General features: G+C 44.9%; 17 protein-coding genes. 12 read left to right on the forward strand and 5 right to left on the reverse strand.

Annotated features, from left to right (window positions below; genetic code table 11):
* The first annotated feature begins 8 nt into the window (after positions 1 to 8).
* From MHO32_RS11790 to MHO32_RS11820, 7 genes are all read left to right on the forward strand, one after another.
* Positions 9 to 1,157, forward strand: coding sequence for an iron-containing alcohol dehydrogenase (locus tag MHO32_RS11790; RefSeq protein ID WP_005451698.1), 1,149 nt, complete (start codon positions 9 to 11; stop codon positions 1,155 to 1,157).
* A 266-nt stretch (positions 1,158 to 1,423) separates the two neighbouring features.
* Positions 1,424 to 2,062, forward strand: coding sequence for a lysoplasmalogenase (locus tag MHO32_RS11795; RefSeq protein ID WP_005451697.1), 639 nt, complete (start codon positions 1,424 to 1,426; stop codon positions 2,060 to 2,062).
* Positions 2,063 to 2,197: 135 nt separating this feature from the next.
* Positions 2,198 to 2,932 (forward strand): amino acid ABC transporter ATP-binding protein, encoded by a 735-nt coding sequence (locus MHO32_RS11800; RefSeq protein WP_005451695.1) that lies wholly within the window; start codon positions 2,198 to 2,200, stop codon positions 2,930 to 2,932.
* Positions 2,933 to 2,935: 3 nt separating this feature from the next.
* A complete protein-coding gene (locus MHO32_RS11805) occupies positions 2,936 to 3,733 on the forward strand; it encodes an amino acid ABC transporter permease (protein WP_239212084.1) in 798 nt (265 codons plus the stop codon).
* Between the two features lie 9 nt (positions 3,734 to 3,742).
* Positions 3,743 to 4,561 (forward strand): transporter substrate-binding domain-containing protein, encoded by an 819-nt coding sequence (locus tag MHO32_RS11810; RefSeq protein ID WP_005451692.1) that lies wholly within the window; start codon positions 3,743 to 3,745, stop codon positions 4,559 to 4,561.
* A 78-nt stretch (positions 4,562 to 4,639) separates the two neighbouring features.
* Positions 4,640 to 5,560, forward strand: coding sequence for an amino acid ABC transporter permease (locus MHO32_RS11815; RefSeq protein WP_239212087.1), 921 nt, complete (start codon positions 4,640 to 4,642; stop codon positions 5,558 to 5,560).
* A 93-nt stretch (positions 5,561 to 5,653) separates the two neighbouring features.
* The gene (locus MHO32_RS11820; RefSeq protein ID WP_009696716.1) at positions 5,654 to 6,472 is read left to right on the forward strand and encodes an EAL domain-containing protein; all 819 of its coding nucleotides are present in this window, start codon (positions 5,654 to 5,656) and stop codon (positions 6,470 to 6,472) included.
* A gap of 115 nt (positions 6,473 to 6,587) precedes the next feature.
* Here the strand turns inward: MHO32_RS11820 and MHO32_RS11825 are convergent, their stop codons facing one another.
* Positions 6,588 to 7,124 carry an RNA-binding S4 domain-containing protein gene (locus tag MHO32_RS11825; RefSeq protein WP_061066399.1) on the reverse strand — a complete coding sequence of 179 codons (537 nt, stop codon included), beginning with the start codon at positions 7,122 to 7,124 and terminating at the stop codon, positions 6,588 to 6,590.
* Between the two features lie 126 nt (positions 7,125 to 7,250).
* Here MHO32_RS11825 and MHO32_RS11830 point away from each other — a divergent pair, with 126 nt between their 5' ends.
* On the forward strand, positions 7,251 to 8,204 hold the full coding sequence (locus MHO32_RS11830; RefSeq protein WP_239212089.1) for an endonuclease/exonuclease/phosphatase family protein: 954 nt from the start codon (positions 7,251 to 7,253) through the stop codon (positions 8,202 to 8,204).
* Here MHO32_RS11830 and cra read toward each other — a convergent pair.
* On the reverse strand, positions 8,194 to 9,189 hold the full coding sequence (cra, locus tag MHO32_RS11835; RefSeq protein WP_239212092.1) for a catabolite repressor/activator: 996 nt from the start codon (positions 9,187 to 9,189) through the stop codon (positions 8,194 to 8,196). The genes MHO32_RS11830 and cra overlap by 11 nt on opposite strands.
* Before the next feature lie 419 nt (positions 9,190 to 9,608).
* Between cra and fruB the strand changes: the two genes are divergently transcribed.
* From fruB to fruA, 3 genes are read left to right on the forward strand one after another with little or no spacing between them, the layout of a single operon-like run.
* Complete coding sequence (gene fruB / locus MHO32_RS11840; protein ID WP_005451672.1) at positions 9,609 to 10,742, forward strand: fused PTS fructose transporter subunit IIA/HPr protein; 1,134 nt, start codon at positions 9,609 to 9,611, stop codon at positions 10,740 to 10,742.
* 11 nt (positions 10,743 to 10,753) lie between these two features.
* On the forward strand, positions 10,754 to 11,743 hold the full coding sequence (pfkB, locus tag MHO32_RS11845; protein ID WP_239212095.1) for a 1-phosphofructokinase: 990 nt from the start codon (positions 10,754 to 10,756) through the stop codon (positions 11,741 to 11,743).
* A 19-nt stretch (positions 11,744 to 11,762) separates the two neighbouring features.
* Positions 11,763 to 13,496, forward strand: coding sequence for a PTS fructose transporter subunit IIBC (gene fruA / locus MHO32_RS11850; protein WP_009700160.1), 1,734 nt, complete (start codon positions 11,763 to 11,765; stop codon positions 13,494 to 13,496).
* Between the two features lie 175 nt (positions 13,497 to 13,671).
* Here fruA and MHO32_RS11855 read toward each other — a convergent pair whose 3' ends face one another.
* A complete protein-coding gene (locus MHO32_RS11855; RefSeq protein ID WP_239212099.1) occupies positions 13,672 to 14,166 on the reverse strand; it encodes a hypothetical protein in 495 nt (164 codons plus the stop codon).
* A complete protein-coding gene (locus MHO32_RS11860; protein ID WP_239212101.1) occupies positions 14,157 to 14,984 on the reverse strand; it encodes a winged helix-turn-helix domain-containing protein in 828 nt (275 codons plus the stop codon). The genes MHO32_RS11855 and MHO32_RS11860 overlap by 10 nt, the downstream gene beginning before the upstream one ends.
* 306 nt (positions 14,985 to 15,290) lie before the next feature.
* Between MHO32_RS11860 and MHO32_RS11865 the strand changes: the two genes are divergently transcribed.
* Complete coding sequence (locus MHO32_RS11865) at positions 15,291 to 15,854, forward strand: porin family protein (protein ID WP_009696724.1); 564 nt, start codon at positions 15,291 to 15,293, stop codon at positions 15,852 to 15,854.
* A 126-nt stretch (positions 15,855 to 15,980) separates the two neighbouring features.
* Here the strand turns inward: MHO32_RS11865 and MHO32_RS11870 are convergent, their stop codons facing one another.
* The gene (locus tag MHO32_RS11870) at positions 15,981 to 16,697 is read right to left on the reverse strand and encodes a hypothetical protein (RefSeq protein WP_239212103.1); all 717 of its coding nucleotides are present in this window, start codon (positions 16,695 to 16,697) and stop codon (positions 15,981 to 15,983) included.
* Positions 16,698 to 16,720 lie beyond the last annotated feature (23 nt).

A 16,720-nucleotide genomic window follows, 5' to 3' on the forward strand; every position in this document is an offset into this window, starting at 1 on the left:
GTCTAATAATGAACTTTTCATACGTCAACCCAACTCAAATCTTCTTCGGACAAGGTCAAATCGCCGCAATTACAAACGCGATCCCTACCGGTCAAAAAGTACTTGTCATTTATGGTGGCGGTTCAATTAAGAAGAACGGTGTTTACGACCAAGTCGCGCAAGCTCTAGAAGGCCGCGAGTGGCTTGAGTTCTCAGGTGTAGAGCCAAACCCAACCAAAGAAACGCTAGATAAAGCCGTTGCAATCGTAAAAGAACAAAACGTTGATTTTATCCTTGCCGTAGGTGGTGGTTCGGTTATTGATGGTTCTAAGTACGTCGCAGCATCGGCAAAATACGACGGTGATGGCTGGGACATCATGGTTGGCAAACATCAAGTGACTGAAGCGACACCACTAGCCGCGATTTTGACACTTCCAGCTACTGGCTCAGAATCAAACATGGGCGCAGTTATCACCAAAAAGGAAACTCAAGATAAATTGGCGTTTCTTGCTCCTGCCGTGCAGCCTAAATTTGCGGTCCTTGATCCTGATGTAATGAAAACACTCCCAGAGCGTCAGTTGATCAACGGTGTTGTAGATGCATGGGTACACGTTTGTGAGCAGTACCTAACACTGCCTACTGGTGCAATGGTTCAAGACGGCTATGCAGAAGCACTACTGAAAAACCTAAAAGTTCTGGGCGAACAGTTTGAAGAACGTGACAACGACCAATGGCGCGCAAACCTGATGTGGACAGCAAACCAAGCACTCAACGGTCTAATTGGTAGTGGTGTTCCACAAGACTGGGCAACGCATATGATCGGTCACGAACTTACAGCATTGTGGCATGTTGACCACGCTCGTTCACTTGCAATCATTCAACCATCCCTACTTCGCAACCAAATGCAGTTTAAGCGTCCTAAGCTTGAGCAAATGGGTCGCAACGTATTTGGTTTGTCTGATGGTGATGATTTGGCAGAGCGCACGATCCAAGCGATCGAAGCTTTCTACCACCAACTAGGTGTAGCAACACAATTAGAAGGTTACGGTGATGACCGCGAAGCAGCAATTGACTCAGTGATCGCACAACTGAGCAAACATGGCATGACTGTTCTTGGTGAAAACCAAGCAATCGATCTTGAAAGCAGCCGCCAGATTCTTGACCTAGCAGTCGCTTAACGACTCAATCTATCAAAATACTGCCTTTTTTAACGGTATTGTGTCCTCGTAGACACAATACCGTTTTTTTATGTTAATTTAGCCGAACACTGACAATGCAATAAATATTGAACTTTTCTGCTAGAAAAATAACAAATAGGCGATAGTTCGATGTGTTTATGTAAGCCAATGACTAAAAACAAACCAAGTGCTTACTATTCGAAGTGTCCTTTTTAGCTTGCTCATCAAACATTGAGCGTAATGTCGTCTATTCAAGAGTTAATCGTATGTGGCTGATTGTCATTGCTTGTGCGCTCATACATATCATCAGCATTAAGACTGGTCCAAAGTGGCTGTTCTTTCTGACCAAACCACTGCCACTCATCGCTATGATTGGCATGTTACTCATGTCTCCAGCCAGTCACCTTCCCTACACAAAGTGGGTAATCTCCGGACTTTCGTTGTCTCTGATCGGTGATTTAATCATGATGCACCCAAAAGATAAGTTTGTTTTTGGGATCAAACTGTTTTGTCTCGCACAGATCAGTTACGCCTTGGGCTTCATTAATATGGCAGCCTGGCACTTCACCCCTTGGCTCCCATTTGCTGTATTCGGCGCTGGACTTTGCGCTTACTCATTCTTTAAGCCCGACTTGGGTAAAGAAAAATGGTCCGTTGCTAGCTACATCTTTGTTTTGATGACGATGCTATGGATGGCGATGGAGTATTACGCAAGTGGTAAAACACAATCGTCAGCTTTCGCGGTGCTTGGCAGTTTCATCTTCACTATGTCTGGCGTTGTGCTTGCCTTTGAGCGCTTTGGCAGCACTTCGATATTTTCACGTCAAGTCGTCATGACAACCTACTATTCAGCTCAGTTTCTGATCACCATGTCTGTCTTCGCGATAGTGATCCGTTTTCTTTAAAATTGACTACATTATCAGGTAGTTTTGTAATGAGTTATTTGCTCACCAGTTGGACAGTTTAACCCTTATAAACAGGTGCAATACGGTTAATAACTTGTTATTGTAGAAAGAAATTTATTCTAAAAGTTGGCAGCCTTGAAAGAAAAAAATATCGTTGTTGAATTCAGCGGCGTAAACAAGTGGTATGGAGAATACCACGCACTTAAAGATATTAATTTTTCAGTACATACCGGTGAAATCGTTGTTGTTTGTGGTCCTTCCGGTTCAGGTAAATCCACTCTTATTCGTTGTATCAATCACTTAGAATCTATCCAAGAAGGTGAACTCAACGTCTTTGAGCAACCAGCTAACGCCAAAACCCATAAGCCGGGTAAAGTCGGCATGGTGTTTCAACACTTCCATCTATTCCCGCATCTGACCGTTTTAGAAAACCTTACTCTCGCGCCAATTCGTACATTAAAACTGTCGAAGCAAGAAGCAGAAGAGCGAGCGATGCACTACCTCAAGCGCGTCAACATTGAAGAGCAAGCAAACAAATATCCGATTCAACTATCAGGCGGTCAGCAGCAACGTGTTGCCATTGCCCGTTCGCTTTGTATGGAGCCGGACCTTCTCTTATTTGACGAACCAACGTCAGCACTTGATCCAGAGATGATCAACGAAGTGTTAGATGTCATGGTAGAACTTGCCCAGAGCGGCATGACCATGATTTGTGTGACGCATGAAATGGGCTTTGCAAAGAAAGTAGCGAATCGTGTTGTGTTTATGGACGAAGGTGAAATCATCGAGATGAACTCCCCCGTTGCACTATTTGAAACACCACAACACCCACGTACGCAAGCATTCTTAAATCAAATCCTGAGCTACTAGCCTATGGTTGTTCGAATCCTTAAACCGGTCTTACAAGCCATATTACAAATTGCGATTCTTTTGATTGCGATTATTTGGGTGCTCGATTCAGGAGCTCAAGCCATGGGCTACCAATGGCAATGGGAGCGCGTGCCCGACTACATTGCCTTCTACGAAGATGGTGAATGGTGGCCAGCAGAATTGGTCGATGGTCTCATCGTTACCTTAAAAACCTCTGCCATTAGTCTATTCTTCACTTTGGTCATTGGTTTAATCACCGCTTTATTGCGTTTGAGCAATTCCAAAGTAGGCAACGCGATTGGCACAGCTTATGTGGAACTGATTCGTAATACGCCGCTGTTGGTACAAATTTACCTGCTCTACTTTGTGTTTGGACCAGTCATTGGTTTAGATCGATTTAGCACTGCGGTGTTGGCGTTGTCGCTTTTCCAAGGTGCATATACGGCAGAGATCTTCCGAGCAGGCTTGAACAGCATTCCAAAAGGTCAATTTGAAGCAGCGAAGACCTTAGGTTTATCGCCTTTCTTTGCATACAAAGACGTGATCCTACCGCAGGTGCTCCAGCGCACCCTGCCGCCATTGACGAACGAAGTCGTGTCATTGATTAAAAACTCTTCGATTGTGAGTGTTATGGCAATATTCGACTTAACGACCGAGGCAAGAAACATCGTATCGGAAACGGCGATGCCATTTGAAATTTGGTTTACTGTGGCAGCAATCTACCTTGCTCTCACATTATCACTTTCTGGCTTATCCGCTTGGCTAGAACACAAACTAGGAGCCAGTTGGCGCAAATTATAAGGAGATAACATGAAGTTATTCAAAGCGACCATTACTGCATTATTGGGGCTTGCGATTGCTCTACCTTCGTTAGCCAATGAGCAAGCAGCAACACCAAACGTAGATCAAATCAAGGAACGAGGCACACTTCGCGTTGGTATGTCGACATTCGTACCTTGGGCAATGCGAAATAAACAAGGCGAACTGATTGGCTTTGAAATTGATGTCGCTAAACGCCTAGCCGCAGATTCAGGTCTGAAGGTTGAGTTCGTACCAACAGCATGGGACGGTATCATCCCTGCTCTACTAGCCAAGAAATTTGACGTTATCATTGGCGGTATGTCGATTACTCCAGAACGTTCTAAGAGCGTACTGTTCACTGAACCTTACTCACACTCAGGTGTTCAAGTTGCAGCGAACAAAGAACTGGCAGCTGGCTTTAGCGAGTTTTCTGACTTTGATTCTCGCCGAGTGAAAATTGCAGCTCGTCGTGGTGCTTTTACCGTTCAAGTAGCGCGTGAAACATTCCCGAAAGCAAAAATCCTTCAATTTGATGATGACGCACAAGCATTCCAAGAAGTTCTAAACGGCAATGCACATGCGGTGATTGCATCGAGCCCTAAACCTGAGCATGAAGCGATCAAACACGCGGATAAGTTGTTCATTCCATTTACTGAGCGTCTATCCAAAGGTAACGAAGCCTTTGCCGTTCGCTTAGGTGAAGAAGACAAAAAAGCCTTCTTCAACAAATGGATTGAAGCACGTACCCAAGACGGTTGGTTAGATGAGCGCTACGAATACTGGTTCTCAACACTGGATTGGCAAGACCAAGTGGCACACGGTCAATAAACGTAAAAACTAATACATCAAATACACAGACCGACTCGAATGAAGGGTCGGTCCTCGCTTTACTATCGGAGTCAAACCTTGAGCGGACAAACCACCACTCGTGTTGCACCAACCAAAACAAAGTCAGGCTTTTTCTTAAACCGTTTTAACCTACTTGATTGGGTGTTGCTTGCCATCTGCGCGTTAGTTGGGGGTTGGCTTTACCACCGCTCCACCATAGGGGTGAACTACATCTGGCATTGGAAAGAAGCCATTGATTTGTTGTTTACTCCGCGTGCTGATGGTGGGCTGCCATATTTTTTTCAAGGCTTGATTTCAACGTTACGCCTGAGTTTATGGGGCATTAGCTTCGCACTTATATTAGGCACCCTACTTGGCTTAGCCCGCTTCTCGGAATCGGCTTGGTTTCGCACACCTGCCAACGCGTTTATTCAGTTGGTGAGAAATATTCCACCATTGGTATTCGTCTTTATTTTCTACTTTTTTATTTCAAACCAGTTAATCCCGTTACTTGGGTTAGAAGATCTACTTCGCAACTATCGCGGCGAACCCAATGCACTACAAAGCTTCTTCTTTGGTCCAGCGAATTTGTGGGAGAACCTAGCGTCAGGAGTTCTCTGCGTAGGCTTGCTCTCTTCCGCTTACATTGCTGAGGTGGTTCGTGCTGGTTTACAAAGTGTCGATAAAGGACAGTGGGAAGCCGCAGATTCTCTCGGTTTATCTCGTTGGGTCAAATATCGCTTTATCATTGCCCCACAAGTGCTCAAAGCTATTACGCCAGCATTGGCAGGCCAAACTATCTCCTTAGTCAAAGACACATCTATTGTCTCACTGATTTCGATTCAAGAAATGACCTTCGTTGGTACCGAGATGGCAAACTCTTCCGGTTACATTTTTGAAATTTGGCTAATTGTGGGCTTGGTTTACTTTCTGATTTGTTTCGGTCTATCAATGTTTTTTAGATACATCGAGAAAAAATCGGAATCTATTTCAAATTAACTCAAAGGGCTTCAAAATTAAGACAGCCTAGCGCTTCAAATCCGAATTCCATCCTGTTACATTCGCTCTCATGCTATTTTTTTGGCGTTTTTCATGGAGTTAAAGAAGCAGTCCGATTACGAGCAATACATAAGGCAGGACAGCCTTGGCGAATATTACGTCGTGCTCAATCAATATACTTTCCATAGTGTTTATCAACCAATCTTCGATAAACACCAAAACATGATCGGGATGGAAGCCCTATTGCGCATTCGAGGCGCAGACGGAGCCAACATTCGTCCAGATCTTTTCTTTGCCGATGCCAGCATAGATACCTACTTCCGACTTTGTATGGAGTTTCTATCTCGGGCAATTCATATCCGAAACTTTGCACGTCATTTCGCAGGTTCGCCGATAAAACTATTTCTAAACGTCATGCCGCAAACCTTATTAACACTGACCAAAGACATGGGTTTTAAAGATAACGGTTTGCTGTATAAGCGGTTGCATGAGCTAGGTATGGAACCTTCTGATGTGGTCTTTGAGGTGGTTGAAGAGTCGTGTGGTGATACTGAATTACTGATCCAAGCGGTACAACTAATGCGAGCTAATGGCTTTCTTTTCGCCATTGATGACTTTGGTTCCCACCATTCCGATATGTCACGCGTTAAGCAACTTTGTCCCGACATTATCAAGATAGACCGTTCTTACCTTCTTGATTACTGCTCTGGCGATACGCTTGCGATTGCCAATGCAGTTGAACTGGCTGAAGAGATGAATGCGAAAGTTGTTATTGAAGGGGTTGAGGAAAACATGCAGCTCTCCGCTATGCAAGCGCTTAATCTTGATTACTACCAAGGCTTTTACCTAGCTAAGCCAAACTCGATTAACCACTGGACCAAACACGCGCAAAACAGCGAAGTTTTACACTAACCAATCAGCCCCAAATTCTTATCAGTCAAATCCACAACCGCAAAATACAAAAGCGCCGCCTTGGTCAATAACCGAAGCGGCGCTTGTGAAATTATCCGTGTTATAGGTAAATCACTTAGAAGAAGTCGATAGAGTTACGCCCACTCTTTGGATCGCGACTCACTTGAGGCTTGTCTTCTTTCTTACCTTTCTTGGCAGATTGAGACAATGCTTCTTTCTGTGCCTTACGCTCTTTGTGCGCCGCTTTACGACCCGTCGATTGAGGACCTTTAGCTTTTCTCTCATTCTTATTCGAACGAGATTTTTCTTTACGCGCGTTTTGCGCGTCCTTCTTCGCCTTCTTCTCTGCTTTTTGCTCCGCAGTTTCTGGCTCAGTTACTGGCGCATCGCACACAACAACATAGTATTCTTGGTTGAACTCGAAGAAATCGCCGTCGTACATCTTGCGACGTTTGCGCGTTTCTAGCTCACCATTTACCGCAACATAACCTTCTTCGATGATGTGTTTTGCTTCACCACCGCCACTCACCAAGTTTGCGATTTTGAAAAGCTTGTACAGTTCAATTGGGTGCGCGTCGACGTCGATACCGATCGCTTCGATCTCAATCTCTTCGCCTTCTAAATACTCTTCGTGTTCGTAATCTTGGGTCATGTTCGTTACTCATTTTTCTTGATGAACGGAGTTTAAACGGAATGCGTACAAATAGAAACGTGATCTTCACTCAACTTGTCCAATTGGGTATATACTCACCCAATAACTCCTTGAACGAGCAATATTTTGTCTAATAAGAACTGCATTACCTTTGCCACCGCCAATCTGTTCAACTTTGTTGCTCCACCTGGCGCGTATTATGACTTCGAGAACATTTACTCCCTCGACGACTGGCAGGACAAACTCACTTGGACAAAATCACAGCTCGAGCAACTCGCCCCGGATATCATCGGCTTACAAGAAGTGTTCAGCATTGAAGAAACCAAAGCCTTCTTTACTACAATGGGATACCAGTACTTTGCCAGTGTCGATACGCCGCATATTGAGGGTGACTACATCTACTCTCGTCCTGTAGTGGCAATCGCGTCCCGCTTCCCAATTGAAAGTTATGAAGCCGTCACTTTCGATAAAGAAACGCTCAACGCCTTCGGTGATTTCTCTGCGCCCCCTTTCAGCCGAAAACCAATTCGAGCAATCATCGTTCACCCTATCATTGGGCATATTGCAATTTATGTTACGCATTTAAAATCACAAAGACCGGCTGATTCAGAGACACCTGCAGATGCAAGCAAACCAATTGCGCGTTGGCTATCAACACAACAACGCGGTTGGGAAGCAGCCACGCTACGCGACGCAATGCAAAAGCAGTATGCACGCAACTCAATGCCCACCGTGTTAATGGGAGACATGAACCAAGCCATCACATCCACAAGCGTTAATAAGGTTTTGATTGAACATTACGGTGACAGCGTCACTGATTTGCAACTAAATGATGGGTGGGAATTGCAAGTAGCGCCAACTCTGGAGCCACGCCCAGCAACGCATTACCACTTCGCAAAAGGAAATGTGTTGGACTACATCTTGCTATCGCAGGAATTCGATGCTCATGCAGGCATATCGATAGCGGAAGTGACGAGATATGAAGTGCTGGATGCTCACTTAATTAACCCGTCTTTTGAGCGAGATAAAAACGCCAGCGACCACGCGTTTGTGGCGCTGACGGTAGAAATTAAGCTTTAGCGTCGATGTGGCGTTTCACAATCTTACGTGGAATCAACTCAACCCCAGCCTTGTAGCGTTTTGCAGACGCATTAAGCGCCAACTCCATCGCACTGTCGGCAATGAGTTCAAACTGCTGCGGTAAAGAATTGATTTTGATTGGCAAAAAGTCCAATAGACGGTTATCACCAAAGGTTGCTAGGCGCACTTTCGCCATCAGTTCCGGCTTTTCTAGCATAACGTCTAACACCCCTTCGAGTAAGGTGTATGACATAGTCACTAACGCATCAGGTAATTCGTCATTCGCTATCCAACTTTCTAGCACTTTCTTGCCTTCTTCTCGCGAGAAATGCTGACCATATCCTACCAGCACATCTTTGTTTTCTTGTTGACAAGCAGAACGAAAACCCAATTCACGCTCTTTAGAAACTTGAAGTTCTGCTAAAGCGCCAATAAGCCCAATCGATTTGATTTCAGAGGACAAAACCGACTCAGTCAACTCAAATGCCGCGTCAAAATCTTCACTGATCACACAGCAAAAATGCTCATCATCCATTGGACGGTCAAGTGCAATAACTGGCGTGCCCGAGTTTTGCAGCTTTAAGTAATACTCACTGGCAGCCGGCATGCTACTTGCGACAAACAATGCGTCAATACGACGGCTAACCAATGCCTCAGCCACTTTCTCTTCCGTTTGCGGATTATCATCCGAGCAACCAATCAGGATTTGGTAACCTGCTTTACGAGAGTTTTGCTCAATCAGTTTTGCTAAACGTGCGTAACTGGTGTTCTCTAAGTCTGGAATGATCAAACCGAACGAACGCGAGTTTCCCGCACGTAAAGAAGAAGCCGCGTGATCCGGTTTGTAATTATGCTGCTCTACCACCGCCATGACTTTCTTTTGAGTCTTTTCGCTGATGCGGTATTTCTGCGCTTTCCCGTTAATCACATAGCTTGCTGTCGTCTTTGAAACCCCAGCTAATTTCGCTATTTCATCCAGTGTCATATTCTAAGCCCTATTCTGTGCGCAGGATCATATTAATACATCAACGATCCTTCGATAAGTTGAATTATATGCTGAACCGATTCAGTATAAAAGCTGAAAGGATTCAGCAAAACTTAAAAATTGACGGGAATCACCAAAAAACAGCAAGTGAGGTTTGCTTTGCTAGGCTTTATAGGCAATCAATCACTGGATGATTAAGTTTTGATTTTAAAAACAGTTTCGCTGAGTGTTTTAAAAAATTTGATCAATTGCTGAATCGATTCAGTTTATTGTTAAGGTTAAGCAGTTTCGTAGCAAACAATACTGGTTAACAGGAACAGCGGTTCAGCAAAGAATAGATAAACAAGGTTACGCATCGAAGAACGAGCCGCGTAGCCAAGATGAATTAGAAATAGATACCTTAAGGCTGGAGAAGCACCATGCTTAAGCTAAGTAAGAACGACATTACCCTATCTCAATCCGCTACAGATAAGTTTGAAGCGATTAAAAACATCGCTCAAAGCCTGACAGACAAAGGTCTGGTAGAACAAGGCTATGTAGAGGGCATGCTAAACCGTGAAAACCAAAACTCAACATTCTTGGGTAACGGCATCGCAATTCCTCACGGCACCACAGACACACGCTCAATGGTTAAAACCACGGGTGTTGCGGTTCACCACTTCCCAGAAGGTGTTGAATGGGGTGACGGCAATAAGGTTTTCGTCGCTATTGGTATCGCGGCAAAATCAGACGAGCACTTGGGCATCCTAAAGCAGCTAACAAAAGTATTGGGCGCAGACGGTGTTGAAGAGCGCTTACGCAATGCGAAAAGCGAAGATGACATCATTGCCCTACTTCATGGTGACGTTCAGCTAGAAGCAGATTTCGATGCCTCTCTAATTCAACTTCTCTTCCCTGCAAGCGACATGGTTCAAATGAGCGCGGTTGCGGGTGGTCTGCTTAAGAATACAGGTTGTGCTGGTGCAGAATTCGTTGCGGATCTTGTGACGAAAACACCGACGCACCTTGGTCAAGGTCTGTGGCTAGTCGGTAGCGATAAGCAAGTAACTCGCACTGGTGTTTCTTTTGTATCAACAGCGAATGACTGTGAGTTTGAAGGCGAGAAAGTTCGTGCTCTAGTTGCGTTTGCTGCTTGCAATAACGCGCACCAATCGATCCTAAGCACAATTTCAAAGCTTGTGTTTAACAACGAACACAACAAGTTACTTGATGCTTCTGCAGAACAAGTTCTAGCGTTATTCAAAGGCGAAGAAGTAGCAAGCGAAGCATCTGAAGATGGCAACACTGCAGTGTTCAAGATTAAGAACGCGCACGGTTTGCACGCTCGTCCGGGCGCAATGCTGGTCGCGGAAGCGAAGAAATTCGAATCAACCATCCGTGTTGCTAATTTAGATGGCGATGCTAAACCAGTAAACGCAAAGAGCCTAATGAAAGTTATTGCGCTTGGTGTAAAACACGGTCACCAGCTTCAATTCTCTGCTGAAGGTCCAGACGCAGCACAAGCTCTCGAATCCATCGGTAAAGCAATCGCTTCTGGTCTTGGTGAAGGTTAAGGGACGGATTCATGACAGCAACAATTTCATCGACAAAAGCAACAAACAAAGTCGTGACCATTACGCTTAACCCTGCCCTTGACCTAACGGGTTCACTGGATTCACTAAAAGTGGGATCGGTCAGTCTAGTAGATAAAAGCAATCTGCATGCTGCTGGTAAAGGCGTAAATGTCGCCAAAGTTCTGAGTGACTTAGGTGCGGACGTGACAGTGACTGGCTTTCTAGGCAAAGACAATCCTGAACTGTTCCATCAGCTTTTCGACGACATCAAGGTTCACAACGAGTTTGTTGAAGTCGAAGGCGCAACGCGCATCAACGTAAAACTGGTTGAGGCAGATGGTCAAGTCAGCGATATCAACTTCCCTGGTGTGCAAGTCACGCCAGAAGAAATCGCTCGCTTTGAACAAACCCTATTCCGCCTTGCAGAAACACACGATTACTTTGTTCTTGCCGGCAGCCTACCTGGCGGCGTAAGCGCAGAGCAATGTGCAACGTGGATTGAAGCGCTGCACCAACAAGGTAAGAAAGTGCTTTTTGATAGCAGTAAAGCCGCATTACGTGCAGGTATCGAAGCGCATCCTTGGTTGATCAAGCCAAACGATGAAGAACTCAGTGATTTTGTTGGCGAACATCTAGCCACACCAGAGCAATGCCAAACCGCGGCGCAAACACTTAGCGATAAAGGCATTGAGAACATTGTTGTGTCAATGGGCGCTGACGGTGTGATGTGGCTTAACCAAGGTGAATGGCTACGCGCACAACCACCAAGAATGAATGTTGTAAGCACAGTTGGTGCAGGCGATACGCTTGTTGCGGGCTTGTGCTGGGGTCACATGCAAATGATGCCGAAAAACGATTTACTCCGCTTCGCTACCGCGCTTTCTGCTCTTGCAGTTAGCCAAGTTGGCGTAGGCTTAACCAGTCAGGAAGAACTGGAGAACATCAAGCTCCAAACACAAGTAACCGAGCTTTACCCTAATACTAACTTAGACAAAAACTAAGGAACAGAAGGTTATCAGTATGAATATTGCCATCATTACAGCTTGTCCAAGTGGTGTTGCGAACAGCATCATTGCGGCAGGTCTACTAGAACAAGCAGCCGCTAAGTTAGGTTGGAATGCGAAGATTGAATGCCAATCAAGCGTGATTGAACCAACTCGACTAACAGACGCTGACATTGAACAAGCAGAAGCGATCGTAATTGCGGCTAACACTCCAGTTGATACTTCTCGTTTCGTAGGTAAAAAAGTCTACTTATCAGATATCAGCGACGTAGCTAAAGATGCATCTGCTTTCCTACAAACTGCAGTAGAAAGCGCAGCAACCTTAGCGCAAGCAACAACTGTTGCGGCACCAGTTGAAAATGCATCAGCGACGAAGAAAATCGTTGCAATTACGGCATGTCCAACAGGCGTAGCGCATACCTTCATGGCGGCGGAAGCACTGGAAGAAGAAGGCAAACGCCGCGGTCACCAAATCAAAGTGGAGACTCGTGGTTCAGTAGGCGCGAAAAACCAACTCACTGACCAAGAAATCGCAGACGCAGATTTGGTAATCATCGCTGCCGACATCGAAGTGCCACTAGACCGCTTCAACGGCAAGAAGATGTACCGCACTAAAACAGGTCCAGCTCTGAAGAAAACCGCAGAAGAGATGGACAAAGCGTTTGAACAAGCAACCGTATACCAACATTCTGGCTCGTCAAGCGCGTCATCAGCGACTGAAGAGAAGAAAGGCGCATACAAACACCTAATGACAGGTGTATCGCACATGCTCCCTGTGGTTGTTGCTGGTGGTTTGATCATCGCCCTATCCTTCGTATTTGGTATTGAAGCGTTTAAAGAAGAAGGCACATTAGCGGCTGCTCTGATGAACATTGGTGGCGGCTCCGCTTTTGCTCTGATGATTCCTGTACTTGCAGGTTACATCGCATTCTCAATTGCTGACCGCCCAGGTCTGGCTCCGGGTCTTGTCGGCGGTATGCTTGCAAGCTCTACCGGCGCTGGTTTCCTTGGTGGTATCGCTGCGGGTTTCATTGCTGGTTATGCCGCGAAGTTCCTTGCAGATAAAGTGAAACTTCCACAATCGATGGAAGCACTTAAACCAATTCTGATCATCCCATTTGTGGCAACCTTGTTCACTGGTCTAGTTATGATTTACATCGTAGGTGGTCCGGTATCAGGCATCATGAACGGTCTGACAGACTTCCTAAACAACATGGGTTCTGACAGTGCTGTACTACTAGGTATTATCCTTGGCGCAATGATGTGTTTCGACTTGGGTGGTCCAGTAAACAAAGCAGCTTACGCATTCGGTGTAGGTCTATTGGCTTCTCAAACTTACGCTCCTATGGCTGCAATCATGGCGGCAGGCATGGTCCCAGCACTTGGTATGGGTCTAGCGACATTTATTGCGAAAAACAAATTTGAACAAAGCGAGCGTGAAGCAGGTAAAGCATCATTCGTTCTTGGTTTGTGCTTTATCTCTGAAGGTGCAATCCCATTCGCTGCGAAAGATCCAATGCGTGTAATCCCATCATGTATGGCAGGTGGCGCACTAACGGGTGCACTATCTATGCTGTTCGGTGCAAAACTAATGGCACCACACGGTGGTCTGTTCGTACTGCTAATCCCTAACGCAATTTCTCCGGTGTTGATGTACTTGGTAGCAATTGCAGCAGGTACAGCAGTAACGGGTTTCACTTACGCGTTCCTAAAGAACAAAGCAGAAGCGAAACAACAAGCTGCTGCTTAATCGTCAACGGTCAGCTTGTGCTCACCTAGGCAACGATTGATTAACGATTAACAATGCCTCCCTCGATTTGGCATTCGACACCTCCCTCTGCTTCGGCATTGGGAGGTGTTTTTTATTGTAGAGAGACGAACAGAAGCGTGGTCAGATAACTAAATATGAAAAAACGAATGGATGACTAAATGCGGTAACAAACAAAGTTACTTTCCTCTGCTTCGCTTTGATTGAAAAAGAACAAACGGTCATTTTCAACTTTATAAATAAAGTCCGTTTTCGTTCCAACATACGAGTTCATGTCGCGGATAAACACTTCACTTTCTGTCGGTTGGTGATTCCAGCTTACCTTTTGATAATCCACTGATAACTCATGTCCATCGACCTTATACTTACCATTGAAAATCATTTCGTATTCTTTACTTTCACCCGTCTTAGTCAGAAGTGAACCTTTTTGAAAGATATACATGTCCCTATCGGAGCTAAACACCACTACAGAGCGATCTTTGATGTGCTCGTATCGTCGATAGCCTTTCGTGATAAAGCCCTCTTCATAGGTCGCACAAGCCCAGCGGGACCCAGTAATCTCATCCGACTGAAAGTACTTTTGATGTACGGCAACGCCAACTAAAGCGAGTGTCAATCCGATATTAAGCACGGCGAGTTTGTTTATTTGCATATTGCGTCCGCCCTCCTCATGCTCTCCAAGATGGTCTCTTTTAACGACTCAATCTCAAGTGAGAAGTTAATGTAGTTGACGTTCTTATTGCTATTTTTAGCAAACGCAAAGGCACGCAAAATGTACGCACCTTCTTGATAAGCTGATTCGGAAACGCGTAAATAAACAATTGCCGGACAGACAGGAAATGAATCCTCATTCAGACTGGTTGCCAAAGCCGAAAGATTAAGCTCATCATGTTTGAGGTCGTAAAAATAAAAGTCCGTTTCAGAGACGGAAAAGTCCTCATATTCAGAATTATTGAGGAAATCAGGATGTGGCGCGAAAGGACGAAAATACAATACTGAACCAAGTGCTAAAACAAGTAGCAAGCTCAGCATTGGTGCCAAGTTCAATGCCTTATCTCGCGATTCAGTTGGTCTTTGAACAGAAGTTCTAACCGTTTTGGCGGACTCTGGTTCCAATGTTTCTAAATCCGGGATTTGTACTTTTTGTTTAGTGGGTTTAGCGTCGTCATCAATTTCTAGTAAATAACCAATTTTGCTAACGGTTTTTATCTTTACGCCTTTTGCATCCAACTGCCCTAGCTTCTTTCTCAAGCCCGAGATGACATTAGTTAGTGCTTGATCCGTGACTACCGAACCATCCCAACACGTTTCAAATAACTCCTCTCGAGTGACATGAACACCCTGCTTTTCAATCAACAGGTTCAACACTTGATAAGGGAGCGGCCTTAACGGTACATCACTGCCTCGTGAATTGGACAATTTCCTTGTCGTCGGATCGAGGATTAAATTGGCGAAATAGATTCTATGCATACAGTCTCACTATTTTCTCAACTCCTTGAATTATAGGTTAGGTTTGCAAAATCAAATCAGAAATCTCTCAGTGTTCACAATTCACACCATCGCACTGAATCACCCAGCAGCTCTGCATTGCATCATTAATAAATTGCGATGAACAGCCACTGATTACACAAAAAACACACAATTTCGTAACTGTCTAAATCGATTGAAATTATTTGGTTTTTGTTTACTTTTAGTTTAGTTTTTCATCGCCTCACTCGGATAATGAACACTGTTTTAAACACAACGAGACAGACAGTAATACAGAGGTAAATAACAATGAGAAAAGCAGTCATCCTTCTTCTAGCACTAGGCAGTATTCAAGCCCAAGCAAATGACTCAAAAGACGTGTCCGGTTTTTATTTGGGAGGTGGTATCGGTAATACTACCTATAGCGATGATGACCCATTCACACAGCTCGATGGTGACGGTACAACCTTTAAACTTATCGGAGGGTATCAGTTCAATCGTATCGTTGGTGTTGAAGCACAATACACAGATTATGGTGCTATTAAGCTTAAGCACACCCCGTTAGATTTGGATGTAAACAGTGTCTCCGTCGCGGCAAATATTGGTTATACCTTCGACAACGGTTTGCGACCATTTGCGACATTAGGCTTGGGATATATCTCGGTTGATATCCCGGAAGGGTTAGGACCTGACGAAGACGAGTTATTACTTCGCGTCGGCGCTGGTCTTGAATATACACCACATCAGCTTAGTAACATCACTTTCCGTGCGGCGTATGAGATGGACCACTTCAACGTCGATTCAACCCGTTCGAGCAAAGATACCGACATCCAGATCGGCTCTTTCTATGCGGGCGCAACGTACAAGTTCTAATAATCAAAGAAAAAGCAAACACATAGAAACCACAAAGGGCGACACTAATTTTAATAGCTGTCGCCCTTTTCTTGTTCGGGTCTGTTTAACCGATACTTATTTTTTCATCATGTACTTTTGTACGACCTACTTCTGCATCGGTACCGCTTCAATATCGACATCCCCCGTGTTCATGTCTACCGTCGCTTGGTAGACACTGTGTGGGTCGCCGTAATGCTTAAACGTTAAATGATAAACATTGGCTGGCGTCCAAATTTCTTGGTCTTCTGCCGGCATAATGTCATAACCATCTTGCTGGTACAGTTCAGTTGCCATCACATAAGCAAGCGCAGTCTGTACCTTAGTATCACGGTCAATTTTTGGCTCTAACGACGGGTTACTTGGGTAAGTGTTACCATTGAAGCTCATTTGACGATATGCGCCGTTGCTCCACACAATAAAGTCTTGCCAACCATTGCTGTAACTGTCAGCCAAAACAACTGGCGTTCTCGTAACTGACATGCGGTTAAGAACCTTGCCGTTGTTGTCAAACATATACGCGCTACAACCGCCACTGCCGCAGAAATAGCGATCTTGAAGCAATACAAAGTGCTCCGCTACTCCATCGCTATTTAAATCCGCTGAGCCTGTTAGGTAACGAATTTTATCGTTTTCTAAAGAAAGCCCTTCAGGGTTCAAAATGCTTTGGTCGATCCAAGTTGCGATAGTTGCCGCATCGACACTTTTGATTTCCACAGGTGCTTCAGGAGCTGTGGTATTTGTAGAAACACTGTCTGTAGAAGAACAGCCAATAAGCGTTAATGAACCTAGAAGGAAGAGTCCGTGTAATCCACGATTTATCATTTGCGTTCGCTCTTTTAATCATG

It is taken from the genome of Vibrio sp. MMH1-50 (assembly GCF_022347645.1).
GTDB lineage: Bacteria > Pseudomonadota > Gammaproteobacteria > Enterobacterales > Vibrionaceae > Vibrio > Vibrio harveyi.

What these genes read in the sequence shown, in the direction of transcription:
- MHO32_RS11790 (WP_005451698.1), top strand. Translation starts at nt 9, where the DNA reads ATGAACTTTTCATACGTCAACCCAACTCAAATCTTCTTCGGACAAGGT.
- MHO32_RS11795 (WP_005451697.1), top strand. Translation starts at nt 1,424, where the DNA reads ATGTGGCTGATTGTCATTGCTTGTGCGCTCATACATATCATCAGCATT.
- MHO32_RS11805 (WP_239212084.1), top strand. Translation starts at nt 2,936, where the DNA reads ATGGTTGTTCGAATCCTTAAACCGGTCTTACAAGCCATATTACAAATT.
- MHO32_RS11810 (WP_005451692.1), top strand. Translation starts at nt 3,743, where the DNA reads ATGAAGTTATTCAAAGCGACCATTACTGCATTATTGGGGCTTGCGATT.
- MHO32_RS11820 (WP_009696716.1), top strand. Translation starts at nt 5,654, where the DNA reads ATGGAGTTAAAGAAGCAGTCCGATTACGAGCAATACATAAGGCAGGAC.
- MHO32_RS11825 (WP_061066399.1), bottom strand. Translation starts at nt 7,124, where the DNA reads ATGACCCAAGATTACGAACACGAAGAGTATTTAGAAGGCGAAGAGATT.
- cra (WP_239212092.1), bottom strand. Translation starts at nt 9,189, where the DNA reads ATGACACTGGATGAAATAGCGAAATTAGCTGGGGTTTCAAAGACGACA.
- fruB (WP_005451672.1), top strand. Translation starts at nt 9,609, where the DNA reads ATGCTTAAGCTAAGTAAGAACGACATTACCCTATCTCAATCCGCTACA.
- pfkB (WP_239212095.1), top strand. Translation starts at nt 10,754, where the DNA reads ATGACAGCAACAATTTCATCGACAAAAGCAACAAACAAAGTCGTGACC.
- fruA (WP_009700160.1), top strand. Translation starts at nt 11,763, where the DNA reads ATGAATATTGCCATCATTACAGCTTGTCCAAGTGGTGTTGCGAACAGC.
- MHO32_RS11855 (WP_239212099.1), bottom strand. Translation starts at nt 14,166, where the DNA reads ATGCAAATAAACAAACTCGCCGTGCTTAATATCGGATTGACACTCGCT.
- MHO32_RS11860 (WP_239212101.1), bottom strand. Translation starts at nt 14,984, where the DNA reads ATGCATAGAATCTATTTCGCCAATTTAATCCTCGATCCGACGACAAGG.
- MHO32_RS11865 (WP_009696724.1), top strand. Translation starts at nt 15,291, where the DNA reads ATGAGAAAAGCAGTCATCCTTCTTCTAGCACTAGGCAGTATTCAAGCC.
- MHO32_RS11870 (WP_239212103.1), bottom strand. Translation starts at nt 16,697, where the DNA reads ATGATAAATCGTGGATTACACGGACTCTTCCTTCTAGGTTCATTAACG.